The following is a 24,973-nucleotide window of genomic DNA, read 5'->3' as shown; positions in this document are numbered from 1 at the left end:
ATCTCACTCGACCGCGCGCAGCTTCGGACGGCCCGGAGGCGACTGGCGCAGCAGTTCGTCGACCCGCGCGGCGAGATCGGTCTGGCGGAACGGCTTCGACAAACGGGTGACCCCCTCGGGCACGTCCTCGCCCGCGGCGGCATAGCCGGTCACGAGCAAAGCCGGGATGCGATTGCCCGACGACCAGAGTTCGGTGATGAGTTGCCCACCTGTCATCCCCGGCATCAGATAATCGCTGACGAGGATGTCCGCATCGACACCGGATCGGATTGCCGACAGCGCCTGACTGGCGGAGGGGACCTCGACCACGACATAGCCGATGTCGCGCAGCATGTCGGCGGTCGCCGCGCGTACCAGATCCTCGTCGTCGACTAGCAACACCTTCGCCGCACGCCGCGCGATGACCGGCTCCGCGGTATTCTCAACCGCCTCGGTCGCCGCTTCCTCGGTTGCCGGCAGCCAGAGATCGACCGTCGTGCCGGAGCCGGGTTCGCTCGTCAGGCGGAGCGTGCCGCCCGATTGCGCGGCGAGGCCGTGGACCATCGACAGCCCGAGCCCGGTGCCCTTGCCGACCCCCTTGGTGGAGAAGAATGGCTCGGTCGCGCGGGCTAGCGTCGCTCGGTCCATACCGACGCCGGTATCGATCGCCGCGATCCGTACGTAGCGGTCCGGCGCAAGGCCGACCACGTTGCGATCGTCGACGACGACCTCACTGACCGTCAGGGTCAGCTTGCCGCCACCGGGCATGGCATCGCGCGCGTTGATCGCGAGATTGAGCAGCGCGAGCTCAAGCTGATTGGGATCGACCCGCGCTGACGACAAATGCCGCGGGATCTCGAGCGTCACTGTGATCGACGGCCCGAGCGAGCGTCGCATCAGGTCGACCAATCCGTCGATCAGCGCGCCGATATCGACGGCGCGCGGTTGCAGCGCCTGCCGCCGAGCGAATGCGAGCAGCCGCTGGGTCAGCGTCGCGGCCCGCTCTGCTGCCTGCAACGCGCCGCTGATCATCCGCTGCGTACGCTCGTCGTCCTTGTGCCGCCGTCGCAACAAATCGAGGCTGCCGACGATCGGCGTCAGCAGATTGTTGAAGTCATGCGCGACGCCGCCGGTCAACTGACCGATCGCGTCCATCTTCTGCGCCTGCGCGAGCTGCGCGTCGGCTTCCTTGCGATCGGTGACGTCGGAGACCACGCCGGTCATCCGCGCGGCCTTGCCGGCATCGTCATACTGAACCCGCCCCCTTGGCGACGAGCCACCGTGACGCACCGTCGGCCGCATCGATGCGGTACTCGACGTCGATAACGCCGGTTCGGGTCGCCTCGGTCATCGCGCGCGTGACGATACCGCGTTGCTTCACGTCGATATGGCTAAGGAACGTTTCCATGGTCCAGTCGGGTCGGCCCTCCGGATAGCCATAGATCGCGTCGTGCCGCAGCGTACGCCGGGATCTCGCCGGTCGTCAGGTCGATGTCCCAGCTTCCCATGCCGGCGGCTTCGAGCGCGATCTCCAAGCTTTCGCGCGCGGTTCGTAGTTCGCTGGTGCGGTCGAGCACTGCGCGTTCGAGCGTCACTGCGACGTCGCGCAACTCATATTGCCGCCGTCGCGCCGTGAGCGCCGACCGGATCGCACCCAGCATGGCCTCGGCATGCAACGGGCGCTCCAGCAGCAGTACATTGCCCAGGTCGGTAAGGCGTTGCGTGGCCCGCGGCGTGCGCGGCGTCCGCGTTCCGTTGGCCAGCACGACGAATTGGATATCCGCCCAATTGGGTTGCGCCGCGACCCATTCCGCCAGCGGTGCGACTTCCTCGGTCGCGAGTGCTTCCTCCGTGAGCATCACCGCGCCCGCGCCCTTGGCGAGTTCGGCGATCAGGTCCATCTGGTCGCGACACACATAGGCGACGATGTCATTCCGCCCGAGAAGGTCCGATGCTATTGCTGCATCGCGCCCGCGGGGCGCCAGGATCAGGACGCGATCGTCCATGTCAGACGCGCGAGTCCTGCATCCCCATCCGACTGGCCATCAACGTCTTTCCTTCGCCCGAGAATGTCGGAACGCCGGTCAACACGCCCTGGAATTCGCGAAGGGGCTCGCCGACCAGCAATCCGTTGCTACCGATCTGAAACTCCCGGATCGTGCGTTCGTGCCGTGCCGTCCGCGTCTTGATGACCGAAATCGCCTGCCGCACCTCGCCATGCGCCTCGAAATAGCGGAGCTGGACGATCGTATCGGACAGATAGCTGAGGTCGACGTCAGAGCGAACGTCGCCGGTGATCCCGTGCAGGCCGAGGATAAGCAGGCTGACGATCCCCTTCTGACCGAGATACGTCAGCATCTCGTGCATCTGGAGGATCAGGAACTGTTCGTTCGGCATCGCCTGGAGGTAAGCATTGAGGCTGTCGATCACGACGATCTTCGCCTTATGCTGCTCGACCGCGGCCCGCACCGCGCCCGAGAACTCGCCTGGCGACATCTCGGCGGGATCGATCGCCCGCAGCTCGAGCTGACCGTTCTCGACGAACGGCATCAGGTCCATGCCGAGCGACGCACTCCGCTTCAGCAACGTCGGTAACCGCTCGTCGAACAGGAAGTACGCGGCGCGCTCGCCCCGCTCCAGCGCTGCGATAACCGACTGGACCGACGCGGTCGTCTTGCCGACACCGGCCGGCCCCGTCAGCAACGTCGCGGTGCCCGGAATCAAGCCACCACCCAGCAACGTGTCGAGTTCGGTCGACCCGGTAGAAACGGCCTCGTCCGAATATTTCATGACGTGTTCGGATGCGACGAGGCGTGGGTAGACGCACAGCCCGCCACGCTCGATCTCGAAATCGTGATAGCCGCCGCGATACCGCACGCCGCGCATCTTGACGACGTGCAGGCGTCGACGTTGCGCGCCAAACCCGGACAAGGTCTGTTCGAGCGAGACGACGCCGTGCGCGATGCTGTGCAACTGGAGATCGCTGCCCGAGCCGCTCTTGTCGTCGAGGAACAGCACGGTGCAGGCGCGCGTCGAGAAGAAGTGCTTGAGCGCGAGGATCTGGCGGCGATAGCGGATCGGGCTCTGCGCGAGCAGGCGCAGTTCGGACAGGCTGTCGATCACGACGCGCTTGGGGCGAAGCTCATCGACCTTCGCCATCACGTCGCGGATCGTCTCGCCGAGTTCGACTTCGCTCGGATGCAGCAACGTCTGTTCATGGTCTTCGCCGAGGCCGTCGGCCGGTACCATCTCGAACAGCGTCAGCGGGTCCAGCGACCAGCCATGCGTCTGCGCCACCGCGCGCAACTCGACTTCGGTCTCGGCCAGCGTGATATACAGCCCTGCCTCGCCGACCGACGCGCCGGCGAGCAGGAAGCCAAGCCCGAGCGTCGTCTTGCCTGTGCCGGGCGTACCCTCGACAAGGTACATCCGGTCCGGTGTCAGCCCCCCCATTGAGAATGTCGTCGAGCCCGTCGATACCGGTCCGTGCGAGCGCCGGTAATTGTCCGTTCAGTGCCAAGTGGCAGTCCTTCCTGTGATCGTACCGCGCGTGGTGCGACCATATGTGCCGACCCTAGGTTATAACCGGCGTATCGCATAGTCTTGCGGTCGTGACAGTCCGGGGATCTTAATGTCGCTCAAGCACTCGTTTCCGCCGATTTTCGATTCTGAAGCGCGGGTGCTGGTTCTGGGAAGCCTGCCGGGCGACCGGTCGCTTGCCGCGCAGCGCTATTATGCGCATCCGCAGAACCAGTTCTGGCAGCTGATGTCGCCGGTCGTCGGCTGCGATCTCGTTACGCTCGACTATGAGGATCGGCTGTCGGCGTTGCGGGCGAGCGGCGTGGCGCTGTGGGACGTAATCGGCTCGGCGCGGCGGAGTGGAAGCAGCGACGCGGCGATCCTCGATGCCGAAGGCAACGACATCGTCGCGCTCATCGGACGATTACCGAAGCTTCGCGCAGTCGCCTTCAACGGCGGTACCGCGCTCAAGCAGGGCCTGAAGCTGCTCGGACCGAACTTGGCTAGACCGACCATCGTCGCGCTTCCCTCCAGCAGCCCGCTGCACACGATCGGCGTCGCGGCAAAGCAGCCCGCCTGGAACCAGCTTGCCGCGTTCCTCCTCGACCGGACGTGATTGCGCGCCTACGCCTGCGTGCATGACCCAGCTCTATGACCTCACCGTCCCCGCGTTTCGCCGCGGTTTCGCCAGTCTTTCGGCGATCCTGAAATCGGGCGAAGCCTATGCACAGGAGCACGGCATCGCCGAGGCGGACATGCTTGGCACGCGCCTGATCACCGACATGGCGCCGCTGACCGCGCAGGTCCAGCGCGCCAGCGACACGGCCAAGGGCGCGATGGTCCGGCTTGGCGGCGTCCCGACGATCGCGATGGCCGACGACGAAACGAGTTTCGCAGCGCTGCAGCAGCGCATCGCCGCAACGGTTGCGTTCCTCGAGGGCGTGCCGCGCGAGGCGATCGACGGCAAGGAGGATGCTGTCGTCACGATCGTCACGCCCAGCCGGACGTTGGACTTTACGGGGCAGAACTACGTGCTCGGGTTCGTGCTGCCCAATTTCTATTTCCACATCACGACCGCCTACGCGCTGTTGCGGATGCGCGGCGTACCGATCGGCAAGATGGACTATCTCGGCCGGTAGCAGCCCGCATCGACGTCGATAACCGCCTGTAGCGAGGCGGATAAATGATACTGGCGGAGAACTCCGCGCTGCGGCAAGGGCGAGCGATGTCGATCGAAACGCTCATCGCCCAATACGGCCTCGCCGCGATATTCCTGGGTGCGGGGCTCGAAGGCGAAACCGCAGTGGTGACCGGCGGTGTTCTGGCGCATCAGCATTTGCTACCGCTCTGGGGCAGCGCCGCGGCGGCAGTCGCGGGATCGTTTGCCGCGGACCAGCTCTTCTTCCTTGCCGGGCGACGCTACCGCGACACCGCCCGCGTCCGCAAGATCGCCGCCAAGCCGGCCTTCGCCAAGGCACTCGACACGCTGGAACGCCACCCGACGGTCTTCATCCTCGGCTTCCGCTTCCTCTACGGCCTGCGCACGATCAGTCCGATCGCGATCGGCACGTCGCATGTCCCCGCACGCACGTTCATGTTGCTCAACGCGATCTCCGCGGCGGTCTGGGGCGTGATGTTCACCGGCATCGGCTATCTGTTCGGGGATACGCTGCTCGACGCGGTCCACAACATCATGCCGAAGCACAAGTTGGCCGGCGTTGCGATCCTCGCAGTCGTCGTCGCGGTGGTGATGACCGCGATCCGTTATTGGCGCGGACGTCGATCCAACGCGGTACCGAAGACCAGCTGACTAATAGCGAATACTCGAGAGTACGGTCCCTGCCAGATGCCGGCACGCCGCGAACTCCTCCAAACCTCGCGCTCAAAAATGGTGGCCCAGCAGAGGGGTTCCGCTGGACCACGAGGTTCCGTCTAGGGAGCTTCACTTCGCCTTGACGTTGCCCCGTTGTAATACCCACTTATCAAATAGGAATAGAGTTATTCACTACCCTCGGTGAGTAGAGTATAAATTACGCCGAAATGCATCGGCTCTGCAGCGTACTTCGATGGATCAAAAATACAAAAAGGCGACGACTTCCCTAAAACGGAAAGTACGTCGCCTTTCGAGTCTTCGAACAGATGGTTCGATTACCGAACCAAACCATCCGTTACATTTTCAAGTCATCGATCAGAGCGCGTTGCCGCTCGAATTCGAATCGACCGAGTTCTCGAGATCGGCCGAGTTGCTCGATTCGATGCCGTCTACCGCGGAAAGATTCGCGTCCGACTCTTCGACGACCGTGTTCGACTGAATGTCGGTAACGTTCTCGGTCGCTGCGGGCTTCGTGCAGGCGGCGAGGCCAAGTGCCAGGACTGCAATCATTGGCACGATCGTGATCTTCTTCATTGAATGGTCTCCGTGATGACTAGTGCAGAATTACGATCGCAATGCGCGAAATCGATCCTGGAACCGAAAGCTACCCAGCGATGCGATCGAACGCAATACCCTATCGCACGACTATGATTTAATCACCAGCTCAGGCCAGCGCGTGCGTAGACGTAGCGGCCGTTGAACCCGAACGGCGAGTAATAGGGATAGCCGATCACCCCGGTCGGGTTGTTCGCGATGCTCGTCGCGTCGGGATAGACGTCGAACAGGTTGCTGACGCCAAGCCCGATCTGTGCGCCCTTCTTCGCCTGGTAGCGAAGTTCGAGATCCGTGATCAGGTGCTTGCCGCTGTGCACGTCGCCGGCCGCGGTCGTGCCGGGTTGAGTCACGTCGCCATAATAGGTGACGCGGGCGAGTGCGCCGAGCTGGTCGAGCGACCAATCGATCGAGCCAGTGACCTTCTCGCCCGGCGTACCGTTCTCCAGCGACTCGATGCGGTTGCGGGCGAACAGCGTCGGTGCGGGGTTGAGCGTCGAGGTCGATGTCGGCACGCGCGTCACGTTCACGTCGTTGACGTTGCCGGCGATCGTCAGGTCGAACGTCCCGGCGGCGTCGGTCGGAAGCCGGTAATGCGCGACCGCGTCGATGCCCTTTGTGGTCGAGGCGATACCGTTGACGAAGAAGCGTGCCGCCGTTGCCCCTGATCCTGCGAGCAAGTTGAGGATCTGCGCATTGACCGCGGCGGATTGTGTCGACGACGTGGTGATGTTTTCCGAAAGACCGATCTGGTTGCGGATGCGGATGCGGTACGCATCGACGGTCAGGTCGAACCCGCCGAAGCGAATGACGGTACCGACCGAAAAATTGGTCGACTTCTCGGGCTCGAGAGGAAGGCCTCCGAGCCTAGCCGCAATGGGGCTTACCGATGGGTAGGTGCCGGTCTGAACTGGGTTTCCGTTTTGAATGACGGTTGCAACCGACGTGAAATACTGTTGCTGCAGAGCCGGCGCGCGGAAGCCCGTCGATGCCGTTCCACGGAGCGCAAACCAGCGCGCGAAGTCGTAGCGCGCGGAGACCTTACCGGTGCCGGTCGAGCCGAAATCGGAATAATCCTCACCGCGTCCGGCGAGCCCGAGCAGTAACTTGTCCGTCACCTGCGCCTCTACGTCGAGATAGACGCTGCCGTTGCGACGGCTCCGCTCGATCGCGTTGTCCGGCGAGAACCCGCCAAAACCCTGCGCGCCTGGGGGTGCGGTCGGCAGTGCGCCGGTCACGGTCCCAGCGGCGGGATAGCCATAGGATGCGAGTTCGCCAGACTGTATCTTGAATCCCTCGCGGCGCCCTTCGAGCCCGAACGCGACGTTGACGCCCTGCAACACGTCGAACTTGCGATCGACGTCGAGCCCGACGATGTACTGGTCGTAGATCAGCGCACCGTCGGAGAAGTCGCGCTGCGTTGTGCGGCCATAGGCATAGTTCGCGGAGTCCAGCGTGCGGAACCCGATCTTGTTGCGGCCATAGCTCGCGTTCAGGTCGACGTTCCAGTCGGCGACCACGCCCTTGATGCCGATGGCCGAGTTGATGTCGCGCGACTTGGTATTGATCAGCGGTAGGAAACCATCGGACAGCCCTGCCAAGGTCAGTCGGTCGACGGCGACTTGGTCCGACGCGAGCGGCAACCGTGGGAAAGCCGCGCTGCGCGTGTCGCGGTCCTGATAGCCGAGCCAGCCGTACAGCTTCCACGTGCCGGTCAGCGTCGTGCCGGCGTTGGCGAAGATGCTGTATTGCTCGACCTTGGGGTCGCCGAAGAGGCCGGTCACACGACCCGGCGTCCCGGGGACTTTGACCAGCGCGCGCGTGTCGAAGTCGGCGCGGTTGGTCGCCTGGCGATCCAGATACTCACCCGAGACGGTTAGAAAGCCGTCCTCGCCAAAGCCGATGCCCTGCCAGCCGGACACGGTCAGCGCATGCTCGCCATTCGTGCTGCGGCTGCCGCGCGCCGTGTCGATATCGGTGTTGTAGAAGCCGTAGTTGACGGTCATGCCACCGCCCGACCGGGCCTCGCGCAGTCGCAGGTTGACGACGCCGGCGATCGCATCAGAGCCATATTGTGCGGACGCCCCGTCACGCAGCACCTCGATACGGTCGAGCGCGACGGTCGGGATCGTATTGAGATCGACCGCAGCCGAGCCGCGCCCGACCGACCCGCCGACGTTCAGCAGTGCCGCAGTATGGCCGCGCACGCCATTGACCAGCACCAGCGTCTGGTCGGGCGACAGGCCGCGCAAGGTCGCCGGGCGGATCGCGTCGGTGCCATCGACCGCCGACGGCCGCGGGAAATCGATCGACGGCGCGATCGCCGACAGCGCCGCGCCCAGTTCGGTCGTCCCCTGGCGCTGGATTGCGGCCGAGCTCAGCACGTCGACCGGCGACGCGCTGTCGAGCCGCGACCTACCGACCGCGCGGGTGCCCGTGACGATGATATCGTCTCCCGTGTCGGGCACCGCAGCGGGGTCTGCGGCAGGCGCCGTCGCCGTTTGCGCGGGCACGTCCTGCGCATGGGCTACCTGCGCGCTAGCAAAGGCGAGGGTCGAGGCGGCGAGCGTCAACGCGGTACGATAGGCAGTCATAATAGTGTCCCTGTCAGTGGATCGCTCTGCGACGATCTCCGTGCGAACCAAACGAGCGGTCGCAGTCATCGGTCCCGATAGGTCCCAAGCGACTGGCCGATAAGTGAAAAGAATGCGCGACTGGATGCGCTGGCTGCAACGTCCCATTCGGGATGCCATTGCACCGCCAGCACGTCGCCGCCGCACGGGCGCGCCGAGAACGCCTCGACCAGCCCGTCCGAAACCGCATGCGCCTCGACGCTGAGCCCCTCGCCCAGCCGATCGATACCCTGGCGGTGGACCGACGTGACCGAGATGCTGGGCTCGGCGATCGCTGCGGCGAGCATCCCGCCCGATCGAAGTCTCACGTCGTGGACATGGTCGAACAGCGTCTCGTACGCGGTCACATCGTCGGTCGATCGATGATGGCCATCGTCCAGCGCATCGGTCAGCGTACCGCCGAACAGCACGTTCAGCTCCTGCAACCCGCGACAGATACCGAACACCGGCCGCCCCGCCTCGATCATCCGGCCCGCGAGTTCGAGCGCCACCGCATCGCGGTCCAGATCGAGAGCGTCGTCGGCCGCGTCCGACTTGCCGTAGCGGGCACCCGCGACGTTCGACCGCGATCCGGTCAGCAACAGGCCGTCGAGCCGTCCGGCCAGCGCCCGCGTGTCCATCGCATCCGCCACCGCCGGCACCAGTAGGACGGTGGCGCCGGCGTACCGTACCAGCGGCTCGACGAAGCGGGTGGCGACCGCCTGGATCGGGCGATCGACTACTTCGTTGCAGCACAGCACGCCGATCACCGGCTTGGGCGGCCCATCCTCGCGCCGACAACAGGCAAAACGCATCATGCGGCTCGACCCCGCAGCGTCTCGTGCAGCTGGTCCGCAGCATCGCCCGCCAGGATCACCGCGGTCGGCTGCGCCACCACGCTCCCCGCGGGCACGTCCTCGAGCAGCCAGACATTGCCGCCGATCGTCGCGCCCTGCCCGATCGTCACGCGACCAAGGATCGTCGCGCCGGCATAGATCACCACGTCGTCCTCGACGATCGGATGCCGCGCGAGCCGTTCGCGCGCCGACACGTCGGTCACGCCGAGCGGACTGCGCGCGCCGAGCGTGACGTGCTGGTAGATCTGCACCCGGTCGCCGATGATCGCGGTCTCGCCGATCACGACGCCGGTGCCGTGATCGATGAAGAAGCTGCGGCCGATCGTCGCGCCCGGGTGGATGTCGATACCGGTGCGGTTGTTGGCGAGTTCGGAGATGATCCGCGCGACGATCGGTGCGCCGAGGCCGTAGAGTGCGTGCGCGATCCGGTGATACAGGATCGCAACGATGCCGGGGTAGCAGATCAGGATCTCGTCCGCGCTGCGGGCCGCCGGATCGCCCAGGAATGCCGCGCGGACGTCGTCGTCGACCAGTTCGCGGATCGGTCCGAGTTCCGCACAGAACAGGCCGATGATCATGCTCGCATGGCTGACGTCGAACGACAGCACCGCCTCTTCCTGCCAATAGGCGAATTCGCGTTCGACCTGCCGTTGCAGCCGTTCCAGCGCCTGCCGCAGCCGCGTCTCGACGAACGCATCCTCGCGCTCGACCGGACCCGTGAACATGCCGAGCCGCCCGGGAAACAGCGCGGCGACGAGATCGTCGAGCGCGCGACCGGTCTCGTCCAGCGACGGGAAGCGCGCGACGCTATGCCGGCCGTCCTGCTCCTGCCGCCAGGCGTGACGCGCGCTGCGCAATTCTTCGATCGTCGTGGCGAGGTCGATCGGGTCGGATGCTGATGACACGGCGTTGTCCTTCATGTCAGCGGAGCGTGGGATAGCCGGCCCGGACGGCCTCGGCTTCCAGCGTCGATATCGGAGTCAGCGCGTCTGGCTCGGCGGGTATAATCCCGGCGAGGAACAGCGTTTCGCGTACCGCCGCGAGCGCGGGATCGGCAGCGACATGATCGAGCGCGCTTCGCAACGCCGCCACCGTCTCGGCATCGGTCTCGGCCGCGGTCACGAAGGGCAGGCTCGGCGATGCAGGGCTGAGCGCGACGATCTTCAGGTCCGCCACCAACGCCGGCTCGAACCGTGCGATGGTCGCATAGGTCACGCGGTCGATCGCCGCGAGATCCGCCTTGCCCGTCCCGACCGCGACGATGCTGGCCCGGTGTGCGCCGGTTTCGACCAGCTCGGCAAAGAACGCCCCCCTGCCCCGCAAACGGCGCTACCGTCGCGCGGAACAGGTTCATGCCGGTGTTCGACTGGCGATCGTTGATGGCCGCGCGGCTATCGCGAAACGCCGCGACCGCCCCACGGGGATCGTCCGCCCTCGCCACGATCACGCTGCCACTTTCTTGCCCGGCATAGATCGGGAATGCGATCACGCGCAGATCCAGCGCCGGATCGGCGATCAACGGATAGCCACAGGCCTGGCCGAACAGCAGCGCCGGATCACGCCAGATCGCATGGACGTCGCGCGTTCGATCGAGCCGATCGGGCACCTGCGCGACACCGCGTTCGCGCAGGACGGCGGCAATCGCCGACCACAGCCGGTCGTTGGCATCATGCTGCGCGGGGTGATCGTACATTCCGAGCGAAGCAATCCGGTCCGTCACGACACGGGCTCGCGGTGGAGGGGGTGGACCATGTCGTCATGCGCGCTGAATGCGAACCGCCGGACGATCTCGCCATATCCCCGATAGATCGGTGCCCCCGCGTCGGCGAACCGCGCTCGGTTACGGCGGTGGTACGCTGGCAGGTCGTACCAGGCGAGCGACGGCCGCTCGTGATGCGCGGCATGCAGATTGTTGTTGAGATACAGCAGCCCGAGCAGCCCGCCATGCTCGACGCTGGCGGCGCGACCGGGGCTTGCGAGATCGGCGCGATGCTCGGCGTAGGAGCGCACCATGGTCAGCGCCATGCCCGGATAGACGAAGCAGAGGACGTAACGGCCGACGCCAAGACCGACATGGTCGAGCCACGAGAGCACCAGCACGACCGCGACGAGGTGCGGCGCCCAGTCGCGCGCTACGCACGCCGGTTCGCGCGCCAGTCGGCGGGACTCTTGCAGGAAGAGCCGGCCGACCGAGATCGCAGGTCCGAAGACCGTCTGACCGAGAAGCGAGGATTGGAGCCGGCCGAGGACTGCGGCGAAACCACGCGCCTGCACGCGGTAGCGGGACTCGGGGTCATGGCGAGGATCGGTGATGACCTCCGCGCGGTGATGCGCGACAGGCTGCGGCGATACAGGCGATAGGGCAGCCACAACGACAGCGGGGCAAACCCGATCGCGTCGTTGATCCACCGGATCCGCGTGGGATGCCCGTGAATGACCTCGTGCTGCAGCGATCCCTGCCAGGCGAGCAGCCATCCGCCGATCAGCACCAGCAACGGTGCCGGAATGACCGCATGCCATGCCGTCGCGACCATCCATCCGCCGTACACGATACCTGCCAGAAGGACGGTCGGCCATCCTACCGTCGAACTCGAAGCCTCTCGCTGCATTCCCATCTCCGTCCGAGGAGACGAATATCCCCTCGCTCAATGGGAATTGACAGTCGATTGAACTTTGCGGCGGAAAAACTTTGATTGTCAGCGGTGATCCAAGCGATCGGCGACCGGTTTCCGATCCTATCCGAACGGAGGATCCTTTTAGGCGATCTCTTCCAGCGGCAGGTCGGGCCGAGCAGCCTGTGCACGAAACCGCTTAACGGTCGCTTGGGTGAACGGCTTGGCAAACACCGTCGACACGGTCACGAAATCGGCGGTCGCCTGCTCAGGCGTGAGCGCCAGCAGCGTGAAGCCCTTGGCGTCCTGGTCGCAGAACCGGACCTCACCCTTGTTCGCGTCTGCGATCAAAGCACCGATACCTGGCAACAACGAACCGTAGGACGGACTGGTGATCGCGGTGCAGCCGAATTCGACCGCGACCAGCTTGCCCGCGTCGTCGTGCAGATCGTTCGCCCAGGCGGCATGACTGTCACCCGACAGCACGATCGGCCGCGACTTCGCACGTCGGAACGCCGCGTACAGGCGCTCGCGGGCGGGCGGATAGCCGTCCCAGCTGTCGAGGCCGAACGGCATGCCGGCACGGTACGAAGCAATGCCTGCCGCAAGTCGCTGGCGCCACATCGCCGGAAGCTTCGCCATCGTCTCGCCGAATTTCACCGGGCCGAGTTGCCGCTCAATGTCGGGCCCCGCGACCTTCGCCATCACGATCTGGTTGCCCAGCACCTGCCAGGGCTTTCCCGCCGTCACCGATGCCGCCATCGTCTTCTCGACCCAGGCAAGCTGTGCCGGCCCGAGCAGTTCGCGGTCGGGCCGCGCGCGTTCGGCCAGCATCGGTGCGTACTCGGCGGGTGTGATCGCCTCGCCCTTCGACACGACCTGATGACTGCGCGCCAGCAACCGCGTCTCGACCATCACCAGCGTGGCCAGATCGCCGAAATCGAAGCTCCGGTTGATCGCCGCCCAAGGCTGGCCGGGCTTGGGATCGCGGATCGGCATCCATTCGAAATACGCCTGCATCGCGGCGGCCTTGCGCGCGTCCCAGTCGCCCTCGGTCTTGGGATCGTGGTTCTCGGCACCGTGCATCCAGTCGTCGTTGGCGACCTCGTGATCGTCCCAGACGCAGATGAACGCAGCGCGCGCATGGGCGGCCTGCATGTCGACGTCGCGCTTCACCTGAGCGTGGCGCATCCGGTAGTCGGCGAGGCTGACGATCTCGTGACGCGGCTCGACTAGACGATTGATCTTCTTGGCGATGTCAGCGCCGTACCCATCGGCGCCGTATTCGTAGATATAGTCGCCGAGGTGCAGGACGGCGTCGAGCCGGTCGAGCTTGGCGATCGCGTCATAAGCATTGAACAGCCCGCCCGCGTAGAGCTGGCACGAGACGACTGCCATGACGACGTCGGCGACCTTGCCCTTCGGCAGCGTCCGGAGCCGGCCGACCGGCGAGCGCGTGCCGTCCGCGGCATCGAACCAATAGCGGTACTCGTGCCCCGGCTGGAGCCCGGTCGCCTCGACCTTGGCGGTGAAGTCGCGCGCCGCGCGGGCCTTGACCGTGCCCGAGCGGATCGGCTTGCCGCCTTCGGTCTCCGCAACGTGCCAGGTCAGCGCGATGTCGCCGGCCTGCGTCGCATCGACCGGTGTCGCGCGCGTCCAGAGAATAGCGCCATCGACCGAAGGATCGCCGCTCGCCACCCCGTGATCGAACCGAGCTTTCACCGCGCCCGCTGCCTGTGACGCTACTGCGGGGAGCGCGAGGGTCGCACCCGAGCCCGCAAGTTTCAGGGCATTCTTAAGCGCATCGCGGCGGTTGATCGTCATCGTCTCGGGCTTTCGTAACGGGTGTTGCCCGCCTGCTAGCCGCGATCGAAGACACCCCGGCGGCAACGATGTGACAGCGCCGTTACGGAATAGTCATTTTGCTTTCATGAAGACGCCATCGAAACGTCACCTCGTCCCCGTAGTGCGACGGCAACGACACGGGGGACTTAATGACACGTATCTTCACGCGGCTCGCAGTTGCGACGCTCGCCACGACCTGCTCGACCATGGCGCTCGCACAAGCCGGCACCCCAGCCACTGCCCAAGCCGAAACCGAGGCCGCAACGTCGGATGACGAGATCGTCGTCACCGCGCAGAAGCGCGAACAGCGGATCGAAGACGTCCCCATTACCGTCACCGCGCTGACCGGCGCCCGCATGGCGTCGATCGGCGTCAACTCGCTGAGCGAAGTCGCCGCCTATATTCCCGGTCTCCAAATCCAGGAGCAGAGCGCCAACAACCCCGGCTTCGTGATCCGCGGCATCACCTCGGACAACGGATCGTCGCAGCAGGGCGCGCGCGTCACGCTGTATTACAACGGCATCGACATCAGCCGTTCGCGCGGCGCGTATCAGGATTTGTTCGACCTCTCGCGGATCGAAGTCGTGAAGGGCCCGCAGGCGACCCTGTTCGGCACCGCGGCTGCGGTCGGCGCGATCAGCCTCGTCTCGGCCAAGCCAGAGCCCGGCGTATCGGGCGCGATCAACGGCACGTACGGTAATTTCGACCGCACCCAGGTGTCGGGCTTCCTGAATGCGGGCAACGACGTCCTCGCCGGCCGCATCGCCTTCGCGTATAAATATCGCAAGGGTTACGTCCGCAACATCGCGGGCGACGCGAACGTGCCGAACCAGAACCAGGGCGGCGTCGACCAGGACGATCTGAACGGCCAGGACCAGCGCGGCATCCGCGGCTCGCTCCGCTATCGCCCGAGCGACAGCATCACCGCCGACCTCGTCCTGACCTATGACGGACAGCGCAACCCCGGCACCGCATTCAAGAGCCGCGCGCATGCCCCGACCGGCGGCCAGACCGGCGACTATGGCTACGCGGAACTCTCCGGCTCTCCGTACAGTGCGGCGGTGCTCGGCGCGCGGAAGCTCGGTCTCGACCGCAACGTCTATGACGCGAACCTGACGATCACCGCCGACCTGTCGCCGGGCATCACCTTCACCACCGTCAACGGGTATCGCAAATTCGATGCGCTCGAAGTGTTCGACGCCGATGGTGGCCCTGCCGCGTATCTCGAGTTCGCCGAGGACGCGAAGGGCGACCAGTGGAGTCATGAGAGCCGCTTTGCTTTCGAAGGGCCTAAGTACCGCGCCTCGGTCGGCTGGAACGCATTCTTCGAGAACGGCTTCCAGCGCGTCCCGTTCGCGACCGAAGAGGGTACGTATCTCGCCTGCTCGGTCACGCCCGCCTATGCCCCGATCCGCGCGGCACTGAACGGCGCGGGCATCCCGACCGGGACCGGATGCGTCGCACCCAACGGCACAATTCCGGCAACCCGCGCTACTGGAGTACTGACCGGTGGTCGTGCTACCGCAATACCTTACGCGGCAGAGTTCACGAACAATGGCAACAACGACACCTACTCGGTATTCGCTGACGCAACGTACATTCCGGTGCCTGCGCTCGAACTGACGGCAGGCGCACGCATCCTGATCGAGGACCGCCAGTCGGGTTATTCGTCGATCCAGCCGAACTCGGTGATCCTTGCAGGGCTTGGTACCCAGACCAGCCTGCTCGGCACGGCCAACACCAACGGCAACAAGTTCGTCGCGGAGAAGAGCTTCACCGCGATCCTGCCGCGCTTCAACGCGCTGTTGAAGCTCAACGACGCGGTCAATCTCTACGCCACGATCAGCAAGGGGCGCCGTTCGCCGGTGGTCCAGCTCGCCGCCCAGCGCACCGCGTTCGGCGTCGGCCCCAACCTGCAGGTCGTCCCGCAGGAGAACGTCTGGAACTACGAAGGCGGCATCAAGGGACGCGTCGGCCCGTTCAGCGGCGCGGCGTCGGTCTTCTACCAGACCTATGACGGCTTCCAGGTGTCGGTGACGAACAACGGCGTGACCACGACGCAGAGCGCCGGATCGGCCAAGAACCTTGGCGTAGAGCTTCAAGGTAATCTGAAGCTCGCCTCGTATCTCTCGGTATTCGGGACATTTGCGTACATCGACGGCGGTATCGGCGACGAAGCGGCGAACGGCGTATTCGCTGGCAACCGCTTCCGCCTTCAGCCGGACACGACCGCGTCGGGCGGGGTGATCCTCCGCCTCCCGGTCGGCGGCGCGACGGTCTACGCCACGCCGAGCGTTACCTACCGCACCAAGGCGTTCTTCGAGCTGCCGAACAACCCGGCCATCAGCACGCCTGGCTACACGCTCGTCAACGCGCGCGCCGGGGTCGAGTTCGCGCAAGGTCGTTACAGCGTCGGCGGCTTCGTCCGGAACGCGACCAACAAGCGCTACCTGATCGACGCGGGCAACACCGGCGGCGGCTTCGGCATCCCGACCTACATCGCCGGCGAGCCGCGCTTCTACGGCGTCGAGTTGGGCGCGAAATTCTGATTTCCACGCACCGTTACACACCACGCAACCATCCCCGGGGGGACCAAGCATGACGTTCGAGACCATCTATACCGACGGCGATATCGATACCAACCCGACAGCCAATCCGCATATCAACGACCTGATCGAGTCGCGTTACTCGCGTCGCCAGACCTTGATGGGCGGCATGTCCGCAACCGCCGCGGCGGTGTTCGGCGGCATGTTGCTGACCGGCTGCGACGACGACAATGACGGCAACGGCTCGAGCCCCGTCACGGTGACGGCGACCGCCGGCGGCAGCTCGACCGCGGGCCGCGTCGCGACGCTGACCGGCGCAGCGATCGGCCAGGTCGACAGCGTAACCTGGACCCAGACTGCCGGCCCCGCCGTGACGCTCGCCGGTGCCTCGACCGCCACCGCGACCTTCGTCGTACCGGGTGCTGCTGCCGGTACCGTCCTCAGCTTCCAGTTCACCGCGGTATCAGCCAGCGGTTCGGTCAGCGCGACGACCAGCGTGACCGTCGGCGCGGGCCTCGTTAGGCTTCACGGCCGTTGCGAAGAGCCTCGCTGATGTCGTTGCAGTGCCTGCGGGTTATGCGGTGACGGTCTTGTACCGGCTCGGCGATCCGATCGGCAGCGGCGTTGGCGCGTATGCCAATGACGGTACCGATGCGACCTTCTCGAAGCGCGCGGGCGATCATCATGACGGCATGAGCTATTTCGGCATGTCCGCCACCGGTACGCCGGACGCCAACGGCAACACGCGCGGCCTGCTCGTGCTCAACCACGAGAACATCACCCAGGCCTATTTGCATCCGAACGGCCCGACCACCACCGCCGGCGTCCGTCCCGAGGCGGAAGCGCTGAAGGAGATGGAGTGCCACGGCGTTTCGGTGATCGAGGTCAACCGCGCCGCCGCTTGGAGCTACACGACTGCCTCGTCGTTCAATCGCCGCATCACACCACTGACGCCGATGAGCTTTTCGGGGCCGGTGCGTGGCGCCGACAGCCTCAAGACGCGCTATTCGCCCGACGCCACCACGGGCCGCGGCACGATCAACAATTGCGCCAACGGTACAATGCCTTGGCACACGTACCTGACGAACGAAGAGAACTGGGTCGGCTATTTCAAGCGTGAGGTCGGCGACGCGGCGCGGCGCGCGGCAACTGGTCCCGTGGGCGTCAAGGCGAACACCTCGCTGACGCGCTACGGCAAGGGCGAGAGCAACACCGGCGGTAACTATGGCTGGTCGACGGTCACGCCAGCCGACACGACCAGCACGATCTATTCGCGCTGGAACATCACCGCACAGGCCAGCGCGCCGGCCGACGGCACGGGCGATTTCCGCAACGAGATCTTCCAGTACGGCTGGGTGGTCGAGATCGATCCGTTCGACGCAGCTTCGACGCCGCGCAAGCGGACCGCGCTCGGTCGCATGAACCACGAAGGCTGCCAAATCGGCCGGACGATCGCGGGCGTGAAGCCGGCCTTCTACATGGGCGACGACGCGCAGAACGAGTATATCTACAAGTTCGTATCGGCGACGCCCTGGTCGGCTGCGGATGCGACGGCCGCGAACCGTCTCGCAATCGGTGACAAGTATCTCGACGCAGGAACGCTTTATGTTGCGAAGCTCGCGGCGGATGGCAGCGGTCAGTGGCTCCCACTGGTGTTCGGCCAGGGGCCCCTCACCTCGGCCAACGCAGCCTATCCGTTCTCGAGCCAGGTCGATGTGCTGATCAACACGCGACTGGCAGCGGATGCGCTGGGTGCGACGCGGATGGATCGTCCGGAATGGACGGCGGTGAACCCGGCGACCGGCGAGATGTATTGCACGCTCACCAACAACTCGTCGCGGACGGTGGCTACCGCGGACGCCCCCAACCCGCGCGCTTATGTCGATCCCAAGACCACGGGCGGCCAGACCACGGGTAACGCCAACGGCCACATCATCCGCCTGCGCGAGACCGGTGACACATCCGAGGCAACGACGTTCGCTTGGGACATCTATGCGTTCGGTGCCGGCTCCGATCTGGATGCGACCAACATCAACCTGTCGGGTCTCGATGCGACCAACGACTTCTCGTCGCCGGACGGCCTGTGGTTCGGCCTGCCGAGCAACGCCTCGGGGACGATCGCACCAGTGATGTGGATCGAGACCGACGACGGCGCATTCACAGACGTTACCAACTGCATGCTGCTCGCGTCGGTGCCGGGGATCGTCAACGATGGCGGCACGCGGACGGTGACCAACACGATTGGTGCGGCAACCGGCTCAGTGACGACGCGCGTCGGCAAGGCTCCGGGGGCGGCGCTCCGCCGCTTCCTGGTCGGGCCCAAGGAGTGCGAGATCACCGGTATCCATACGACGCCGGACGGCCGGTCGCTGTTCGTGAACATCCAGCATCCCGGCGAGAATGGCGGGCCGACGAACATCACGAGCAGCTGGCCTGCCAACCAGGCGGGCGCGGTGACGACGCCGTCACGGCCGCGGTCCGCGACGATCGTGATCACCAAGACCGATGGCGGCGTGGTGGGGCTTTAAGCTTCGGGGGCGGACTCCCGATCCTCCCCCGCAAGGGGAGAGGTGGCACCGAAGGTGGCGGAGGGGGGAGGACACGGAACATCAGTTTCCGTGTCCTCCCCCTCTGTCTGGCAAGTGCCAGCCACCTCCCCCTGGCGGGTGAGGATTCTACACGCTCCTCGATCACACCGACAAACCCCGCCCCGGCGGAGGCCGGGGTCCAGTTGGGGACGTTGCTGACCCGCGATGCGCCTCGTTATTGCCACCTCTCCAACTGGGCCCCGGCCTTCGCCGGGGTGGTGCAGTTTCGAGGGTGGTGCAGTTTCGAAGGGTGGTGCAGTTTCAGGGCGGTCGCGTCTCGTAGGCCCTAGACCGTCCCCGCCGGAATCCGCGCGAGAGCCTCCTGCTCGATCTTCTCCAACTCATCCCGCGTCTGAACGATCGCCTCGCGTTGCGCGTCGAGCAGGTCGATCCGCTGGCGACACCGTTCCGCCAGCGCGCGCATCTGTTCAACATGCTGCGGGTCGGCGTCGTAAAGATCGAGGAACTCCCTCGATGTCGCGCAGCGTGAAACCGAGACGTTTTCCGCGCAGGATCAGCTGCATCCGCGCGACCTCGCGCCGCGTGTAGACCCGCGTCGTGCCGATCCGGCAGGGCTCGATCAGCCCCTTGTCCTCGTAGAACCGCAGCGTCCGCGCGCTCACGCCAAGCATGCGCGAGACTTCCTGTATGCCGGTAAGATCGTCCTGTCGGTCGTTCACGCGTCCACTCCCCTCGCCTCCGACGCCGCCGCCTTTGCGGTCTCTTCAGCGACAAGTTCCTTTTTTGGATAGCTTGCCGATCAGCGTCTTGGGGAGACTGTCGCGGATTTCGACCTCGCGGGGAAGCTCGATCTTGCTGATCTTGTCGCGCAGAAAATCGCGCAGTTCGAGCGGGGTAGCGACCGCACCTTCGGCCAGTACGACGAACGCTTTCGGCGCTTGGCCGCGGTACTTGTCGGGCACGCCGATCACCACCGCTTCGAGAACCGCGGGGTGTTCGTACAAAGCTTCCTCGATCACGCGCGGATAGACGTTGTAGCCGCCGGCGAGGATCAAATCCTTGATCCGGTCGACGATGAACAGGTAGCCGTCCGCATCGAGGTGCCCCACGTCGCCGGTGCGCAGCGCGCCGTCCGCGAACAGGTCGGCAGTGGCGGCGGGCTTGTGCCAATAGCCCTGCGTGATCTGCGGTCCACGCGCGCAGATCTCGCCATTCTCGCCTACGGGCAGCAGCCGGGTCGGGTCCTCGCGGTCACGAATCTCGATCGTCGTGCCGGGAAAGGGCAGCCCCGCGGAGCCTGGCTTGTTGAGACCATCGATCGGATTGCAGGTGATGATCGGCGAAGCCTCCGACAGGCCATACCCCTCGCAAAGCTTCGCACCGGTTGCCGCCTCGAACGCGATCCGCACCTCTGCCGGCAGCGGCGCACCGCCCGAAATGCAGGCGTGGATCGAGGACAGGTCGATCTTCTGGGTCTCGGCCGCGGTGGTGATCGCGGCGTAGATCGTCGGCACCGCGGGGAAATAGCTCGGCTTGGTCCGCTCGATCGTCTTGAGCAGTTGCTGCAGTTCGAAGCGCGGCAGCAGGATCATCTCCGCGCCGGTGCGGATCGAATAGGTCAGCACGGTGGTCAGCGCGAAGACGTGGAACAGCGGCAGCGCGCCAAGCACGCGGTCCTGGTGCGGCTGCTCGCCGCCGACGAACACGACCATCGCATCGGCGTTCGCGACGAGATTGGCGTGGCTGAGCATCGCCGCCTTGGGCTCGCCGGTCGTCCCGCCGGTATATTGCAGCACCGCAACCTCGTCCGGGGAGACAGGGACCGGAGCAGGCGCGCCCTTCGCTTTGAGCAGCACATCGAACGTCGAATGCCGTGCGTCGCTGGGCGCATGACCAATCTCGGCGCGCTTGAAGATGCGGTAGGCGATCGACTTCAATGTCGGCAACGCGCCGGCGATCGGACAGGTGATGACGTGCTTCACGCCCATCTGCCCCGCGACCTTCAGTACGCGCGCGTGGATCTCGGCGATGTCGCAGGTGGCGATGATCGTCGCGCCCGAATCTTCGAGGAGGTGCGCCAGCTCGCGCTCGACATAGAGCGGGTTGACGTTGACGACGACGCCGCCCGCCTTGAGGATCGCGAAGAACAGGATCGGATAATAAGGCGTGTTCGGCAGGCATAGCGCGACGCGCGTGCCCTTCACGACGCCGAGATCTTGGAGTCCCCGCGCCGCCCGATCTACCGACTCGCCCAGCTCGGCATAGGTCAGCGTCCGGCCCATGAAGTCGAGCACGTTGCGCGACCCGAACCGCTGCACCGACAGGTCGAGCATGTCGCCCAGCAGCCGCGGCTCGCCCAGCAGCGGAACGCCGATCGCCTTGCCCCCGGAAGTGTCCTGCATCTCGCTCTCCATTGCTCAGTGTGCGTAAGCCATATTGTCGGCCGCTTCACCTTGACGTAAAGGTGAGGTATCGCACCTTAAGGGTAACCCGCAAGCGTTAACCGGGTCGACCGCAATATGAGAGGATCATCGTGACCAACGTCGTCATCGCCGGGTACGCCCGTTCGCCGTTCCACCTCGCCGGCAAGGGCGAGCTCGCCCGCGTCCGTCCGGACGATCTCGCCGCGCAGACGATCTCGCGGGTTGCTCGACAAGACCGGCGTCGATCCCGCCGAGATCGAGGACATCATCCTCGGCTGCGCGTTCCCCGAGGGCGAGCAGGGCCTCAACGTCGCCAAGCTGATCGCACAGATCGCCGACCTGCCGATCTCGGTCGGTGGCATGACGGTCAACCGCTTTTGCGGCTCGTCGATGAGCGCGATCCACATCGCCTACGGCCAGATCGCGGTGGGCGCCGGCGAGGCGTTCATCTGCGCGGGCCTCGAATCGATGAGCCGCGTGCCGATGGGCGGCTACAACCCCCCTCCCCCAACCCCGAGCTCGCGAAGAAGAGCGCCGGCGCGTACATGGGCATGGGCGAGACCGCCGAGAACGTAGCACGCAATTACCAGATCACGCGCGCCGAGCAGGACGCGTTTGCAGTGAAAAGCCAGGACAAGGCCGCTGCGGCGCGTGCCGATGGCCGCTTGTCCGACGAGATCGTGACGATCCAGACGAAGGCGGGCCCGGTCAGCCAGGACGGCACGATCCGCGCCGGCACGACGACCGAAGCGCTCGCCGGCCTGAAGCCTGCGTTCAGCGCGGACGGGTCTGTGACCGCCGGCACGTCGTCGCCGCTGACCGATGGCGCGTCCGCGGTGCTCGTCACCTCGGAAGAATTCGCGAAGAAGCACGGCCTGACGATCCTCGCGCGGATCAAGTCGATCGGTGTGTCGGGCTGCGCGCCCGAGACGATGGGCCTTGGCCCAATCGGTGCATCGAAGAAGGCGCTGGAGCGCGCCGGGATCACCGTCGCCGACCTCGACGTGGTCGAGATCAACGAGGCGTTCGCGAGCCAGGCGATCGCCTGCATCCGCGACCTCGGCCTGAAGGACAAGACGATCAACCTCGATGGCGGTGCGATCGCGATCGGCCATCCGCTCGGTGCGACTGGCGCGCGGATCGTCGGCAAGGCGGCTGCGCTCTTGTCGCGTGAAGGTGGCCGCTACGCGCTGGCCACCCAGTGCATCGGCGGCGGTCAGGGCATCGCAACGGTGCTGGAGCGCGCATGATGGTTGATCAGGTTAAGAAGGTTTGCGTCATCGGCGCAGGCGTGATGGGCGCAGGGATTGCGGCGCAAGTCGCGAACGCCGGCATCCCGGTACTGCTGCTCGACATCGTACCGCGCGACCTGCCCGAGGGTGACGACCGCGATGCGGTGGCCAAGGGCGCGGTCGCGAAAATGCTCAAGACCGACCCTGCCCCCCTTCATGTCGAAGCGTGCGGCCAAGTTGGTCGAGACGGGCAACATCGACGATCATCTGGGTCGAGTCGCCGAGTGCGACTGGATCGTCGAGGCAATCGTCGAGCGAATCGATATCAAGCAGTCGCTCTACGCCAAGCTCGAGGCGTTGAAGCGTCCGGGCACCGCAGTGTCGTCGAACACCTCGACGATCCCACTCGGCAACCTCGTCGAGGGACGTTCGGACCAGTTCAAGGCCGACTTCCTGATCACGCACTTCTTCAACCCGCCGCGCTACATGCGGCTGGTCGAGATCGTCCGCGGTGAGCACACCGACGTCGCGGTCGCCGAGAAGGTCGAGGATTTCGTCGATCGCTTCATGGGCAAGCGGATCGTGCGGGCAAAGGACACGCCGGGCTTCATCGCCAACCGCATCGGCACCTATTGGCTGGCGATCGCGATCAACGCGGCGATGGACCAGGGGCTGACCGTCGAGGAAGCCGACCAGATCGGCGGTCGTCCGATGGGCGTGCCGAAGACCGGGATCTTCGGGCTGGTCGACCTCGTCGGCGTCGATCTGATGCCGCTGCTGTCGAAGAGCCTCTCGTCCACGCTGCCCGCAGGCGATCCGTATTTCGATACGGTCCGCGAGTTGCCGCTGGTCGACAAGATGATCGCGGAAGGGTTCACCGGCCGCAAAGGAAAGGGTGGATTCTATCGATCTCGACAAGGCGACGCGGACCAAGCTGTCTCTCGACCTCGCAACCGGCGAGTACCGCCCCGAGGCGAAGCCCGCTGAGTTGCCCGGCAAGACCGGCAAGGACCTCGCCGCGCTGATCGCGGAGCCCGGCAAGATCGGTACCTATGCGTGGACGATCCTCGGCAACACGCTGTCCTACGCGGCGATGCTGGTCGGCGAGGCGGCGGACGATATCGTCGCGATCGATGACGCGATGAAGCTCGGCTATAACTGGAAGTACGGGCCGTTTGAGCTGATCGACCGGATGGGACCGGGTGTGCTCGCCGCGCGCCTTGCTGCCGAAGGTCGCGATGTTCCGGCGATCCTGACTACCGCGGGCGATCGTCCGTTCTACCGTGTCGAGAACGGCCAGCGTCAGTATCTCACGGCTGGCGGCGAGTATGCCGACGTGCCGCGTGCGGACGGTGTCGAGCTGCTGGAGGACATCAAGCTCCGTTCGCAGCCGATCCTCACGAACCTGTCGGCGTCGCTCTGGGATGTCGGCGACGGCGTCGCGGCGCTCGAGTTCCACACCAAAATGAACGCGCTCGACGATCAGGTCGTGGCGCTCATCAACGAGGCGATCCCGGTCGTCCGCGAGCGTTTCAAGGCGCTGGTGGTGTATAACGAGGCGTCGAACTTCTCGGCGGGTGCGAACCTGGGCGCAGCGATGTTCGCGGTCGGCGCCGGCCTGTGGGACATGGTCGAGGCCAGCGTCTCGGGCGGGCAACAGGCGTACAAGGCGCTCAAATACGCGCCCTTCCCGGTCGTCAGCGCGCCGGCCGGGCTCGCGCTCGGCGGCGGGTGCGAGATCCTGCTCCACTCCGATGCGGTGCAGGCGCATGCCGAGACCTATGCAGGGCTCGTCGAGTGCGGCGTCGGGCTCGTCCCCGGCTGGGGCGGCAATGGCGAAATGCTCGATCGCTGGACCAAGTCGCGGACGCTGCCGAACGGGCCGATGCCGGTGCTGACCAAGGTGTTCCAGGCGGTCTCCACCGCGCAGGTCGCCAAGTCGGCGGCGGAGGCGAAGGAGATGATGATCCTGCGCAAGGCGGACGGCATCACGATGAACCGCGACCGGTTGCTGGCGGATGCGAAGGCCAAGGCGCTGTCGCTGGTCGACGGCTATGTCGCGCCGGAGAAGCCGACCTTCCGACTGGCGGGCGCGAGCGGCCGGACGGGGCTGAACATGGCAGTGGCGGACTTCCACAAGAAGGGCATGGCGACCGACTACGATCTCGTCGTCGCGGATCGCCTTGCCGAGGTGCTGACCGGCGGCGAGGCCGATCTTGTCGACACCGTGACCGAGGACCAGTTGCTCGACCTCGAGCGCGCCGCGTTCATGGCGAGCGTCAAGGACCCGCGGACGCAGGCGCGAGTCGTGCACATGCTGCAAACCGGCAAGCCCCTGCGGAACTAAGACTGTTCCCCGCGAAAGCGGGGGCCC

General features: G+C 65.6%; 18 protein-coding genes and 3 pseudogenes. 8 read left to right on the top strand and 13 right to left on the bottom strand.

What is annotated here, in order from left to right:
* Positions 1-3 precede the first annotated feature (3 nt).
* Genes NHF48_RS04845 through NHF48_RS04830 form a run of 4 tightly spaced genes read right to left on the bottom strand, consistent with a single transcriptional unit; the run spans position 4 to position 3,432 of the window.
* Complete coding sequence (locus tag NHF48_RS04845; protein ID WP_263816727.1) at positions 4-1,269, bottom strand: ATP-binding protein; 1,266 nt, start codon at positions 1,267-1,269, stop codon at positions 4-6.
* Complete coding sequence (locus tag NHF48_RS04840) at positions 1,226-1,387, bottom strand: hypothetical protein (protein WP_253070451.1); 162 nt, start codon at positions 1,385-1,387, stop codon at positions 1,226-1,228. Before NHF48_RS04840 ends, NHF48_RS04845 begins: the two co-directional genes overlap by 44 nt.
* Positions 1,371-1,985, bottom strand: a complete 615-nt coding sequence (locus NHF48_RS04835) for a hypothetical protein (RefSeq protein WP_253070450.1) — start codon at positions 1,983-1,985, stop codon at positions 1,371-1,373. The genes NHF48_RS04840 and NHF48_RS04835 overlap by 17 nt, the downstream gene beginning before the upstream one ends.
* A 1-nt stretch (position 1,986) precedes the next feature.
* Entirely contained in the window at positions 1,987-3,432 is a 1,446-nt protein-coding gene (locus tag NHF48_RS04830) for an ATPase domain-containing protein (RefSeq protein ID WP_253070449.1), read from the bottom strand.
* 178 nt (positions 3,433-3,610) lie between these two features.
* Here NHF48_RS04830 and NHF48_RS04825 point away from each other — a divergent pair, with 178 nt between their 5' ends.
* The 3 genes from NHF48_RS04825 to NHF48_RS04815 all read left to right on the top strand — a co-directional run bounded on the left by NHF48_RS04825 (position 3,611) and on the right by NHF48_RS04815 (position 5,308).
* Positions 3,611-4,114, top strand: a complete 504-nt coding sequence (locus NHF48_RS04825) for a DNA-deoxyinosine glycosylase (RefSeq protein WP_253070448.1) — start codon at positions 3,611-3,613, stop codon at positions 4,112-4,114.
* A 22-nt stretch (positions 4,115-4,136) separates the two neighbouring features.
* A complete protein-coding gene (locus tag NHF48_RS04820; protein ID WP_056481712.1) occupies positions 4,137-4,637 on the top strand; it encodes a DUF1993 domain-containing protein in 501 nt (166 codons plus the stop codon).
* 86 nt (positions 4,638-4,723) lie between these two features.
* The gene (locus tag NHF48_RS04815; protein WP_253070447.1) at positions 4,724-5,308 is read left to right on the top strand and encodes a DedA family protein; all 585 of its coding nucleotides are present in this window, start codon (positions 4,724-4,726) and stop codon (positions 5,306-5,308) included.
* Between the two features lie 378 nt (positions 5,309-5,686).
* On the opposite strand, the gene NHF48_RS04810 is transcribed toward NHF48_RS04815, so the two are convergent.
* From NHF48_RS04810 to NHF48_RS04780, 7 genes are all read right to left on the bottom strand, one after another.
* On the bottom strand, positions 5,687-5,905 hold the full coding sequence (locus NHF48_RS04810; protein WP_253070446.1) for a hypothetical protein: 219 nt from the start codon (positions 5,903-5,905) through the stop codon (positions 5,687-5,689).
* A gap of 122 nt (positions 5,906-6,027) precedes the next feature.
* Positions 6,028-8,517 carry a TonB-dependent receptor plug domain-containing protein gene (locus tag NHF48_RS04805; RefSeq protein ID WP_253070445.1) on the bottom strand — a complete coding sequence of 830 codons (2,490 nt, stop codon included), beginning with the start codon at positions 8,515-8,517 and terminating at the stop codon, positions 6,028-6,030.
* Between the two features lie 65 nt (positions 8,518-8,582).
* A complete protein-coding gene (locus NHF48_RS04800; RefSeq protein WP_342454580.1) occupies positions 8,583-9,350 on the bottom strand; it encodes a gamma-glutamyl-gamma-aminobutyrate hydrolase family protein in 768 nt (255 codons plus the stop codon).
* A complete protein-coding gene (epsC, locus tag NHF48_RS04795) occupies positions 9,350-10,312 on the bottom strand; it encodes a serine O-acetyltransferase EpsC (RefSeq protein ID WP_253070443.1) in 963 nt (320 codons plus the stop codon). Before epsC ends, NHF48_RS04800 begins: the two co-directional genes overlap by 1 nt.
* A gap of 1 nt (position 10,313) precedes the next feature.
* Positions 10,314-10,715 (bottom strand): phosphate/phosphite/phosphonate ABC transporter substrate-binding protein, encoded by a 402-nt coding sequence (locus NHF48_RS04790; RefSeq protein WP_253070442.1) that lies wholly within the window; start codon positions 10,713-10,715, stop codon positions 10,314-10,316.
* A gap of 393 nt (positions 10,716-11,108) precedes the next feature.
* Positions 11,109-11,867: a fatty acid desaturase gene (locus tag NHF48_RS04785; RefSeq protein ID WP_253072338.1), complete on the bottom strand. Its 759-nt coding sequence runs from the start codon at positions 11,865-11,867 to the stop codon at positions 11,109-11,111.
* 281 nt (positions 11,868-12,148) lie between these two features.
* Positions 12,149-13,828: an alkaline phosphatase D family protein gene (locus NHF48_RS04780; protein WP_253070441.1), complete on the bottom strand. Its 1,680-nt coding sequence runs from the start codon at positions 13,826-13,828 to the stop codon at positions 12,149-12,151.
* 170 nt (positions 13,829-13,998) lie between these two features.
* Between NHF48_RS04780 and NHF48_RS04775 the strand changes: the two genes are divergently transcribed.
* From NHF48_RS04775 to NHF48_RS04770, 3 genes are read left to right on the top strand one after another with little or no spacing between them, the layout of a single operon-like run.
* A complete protein-coding gene (locus NHF48_RS04775) occupies positions 13,999-16,398 on the top strand; it encodes a TonB-dependent receptor (protein WP_253070440.1) in 2,400 nt (799 codons plus the stop codon).
* 49 nt (positions 16,399-16,447) lie between these two features.
* A complete protein-coding gene (locus tag NHF48_RS24685; protein WP_342454579.1) occupies positions 16,448-16,948 on the top strand; it encodes a hypothetical protein in 501 nt (166 codons plus the stop codon).
* 28 nt (positions 16,949-16,976) lie between these two features.
* Positions 16,977-18,923 carry a PhoX family protein gene (locus NHF48_RS04770; protein WP_342454578.1) on the top strand — a complete coding sequence of 649 codons (1,947 nt, stop codon included), beginning with the start codon at positions 16,977-16,979 and terminating at the stop codon, positions 18,921-18,923.
* 346 nt (positions 18,924-19,269) lie between these two features.
* Here NHF48_RS04770 and NHF48_RS04765 read toward each other — a convergent pair.
* Positions 19,270-19,615, bottom strand: a pseudogene (locus NHF48_RS04765) (MerR family transcriptional regulator).
* 93 nt (positions 19,616-19,708) lie between these two features.
* Positions 19,709-21,346: a long-chain-fatty-acid--CoA ligase gene (locus tag NHF48_RS04760; protein WP_342454577.1), complete on the bottom strand. Its 1,638-nt coding sequence runs from the start codon at positions 21,344-21,346 to the stop codon at positions 19,709-19,711.
* A gap of 131 nt (positions 21,347-21,477) precedes the next feature.
* Between NHF48_RS04760 and NHF48_RS04755 the strand changes: the two are divergent.
* Positions 21,478-22,617 (top strand): annotated as a pseudogene (locus NHF48_RS04755) (thiolase family protein).
* A pseudogene (locus NHF48_RS04750) lies at positions 22,617-24,946 on the top strand (3-hydroxyacyl-CoA dehydrogenase NAD-binding domain-containing protein). Before NHF48_RS04755 ends, NHF48_RS04750 begins: the two co-directional pseudogenes overlap by 1 nt.
* The last annotated feature ends 27 nt before the right edge of the window (positions 24,947-24,973 follow it).

The sequence above is a fragment of the Sphingomonas sp. H160509 genome, from assembly GCF_024124765.2.
Lineage (GTDB): Bacteria > Pseudomonadota > Alphaproteobacteria > Sphingomonadales > Sphingomonadaceae > Sphingomonas.
Note: the sequence above shows the minus strand (reverse complement) of the source record. Positions and strands in the feature narration are given on the sequence as shown.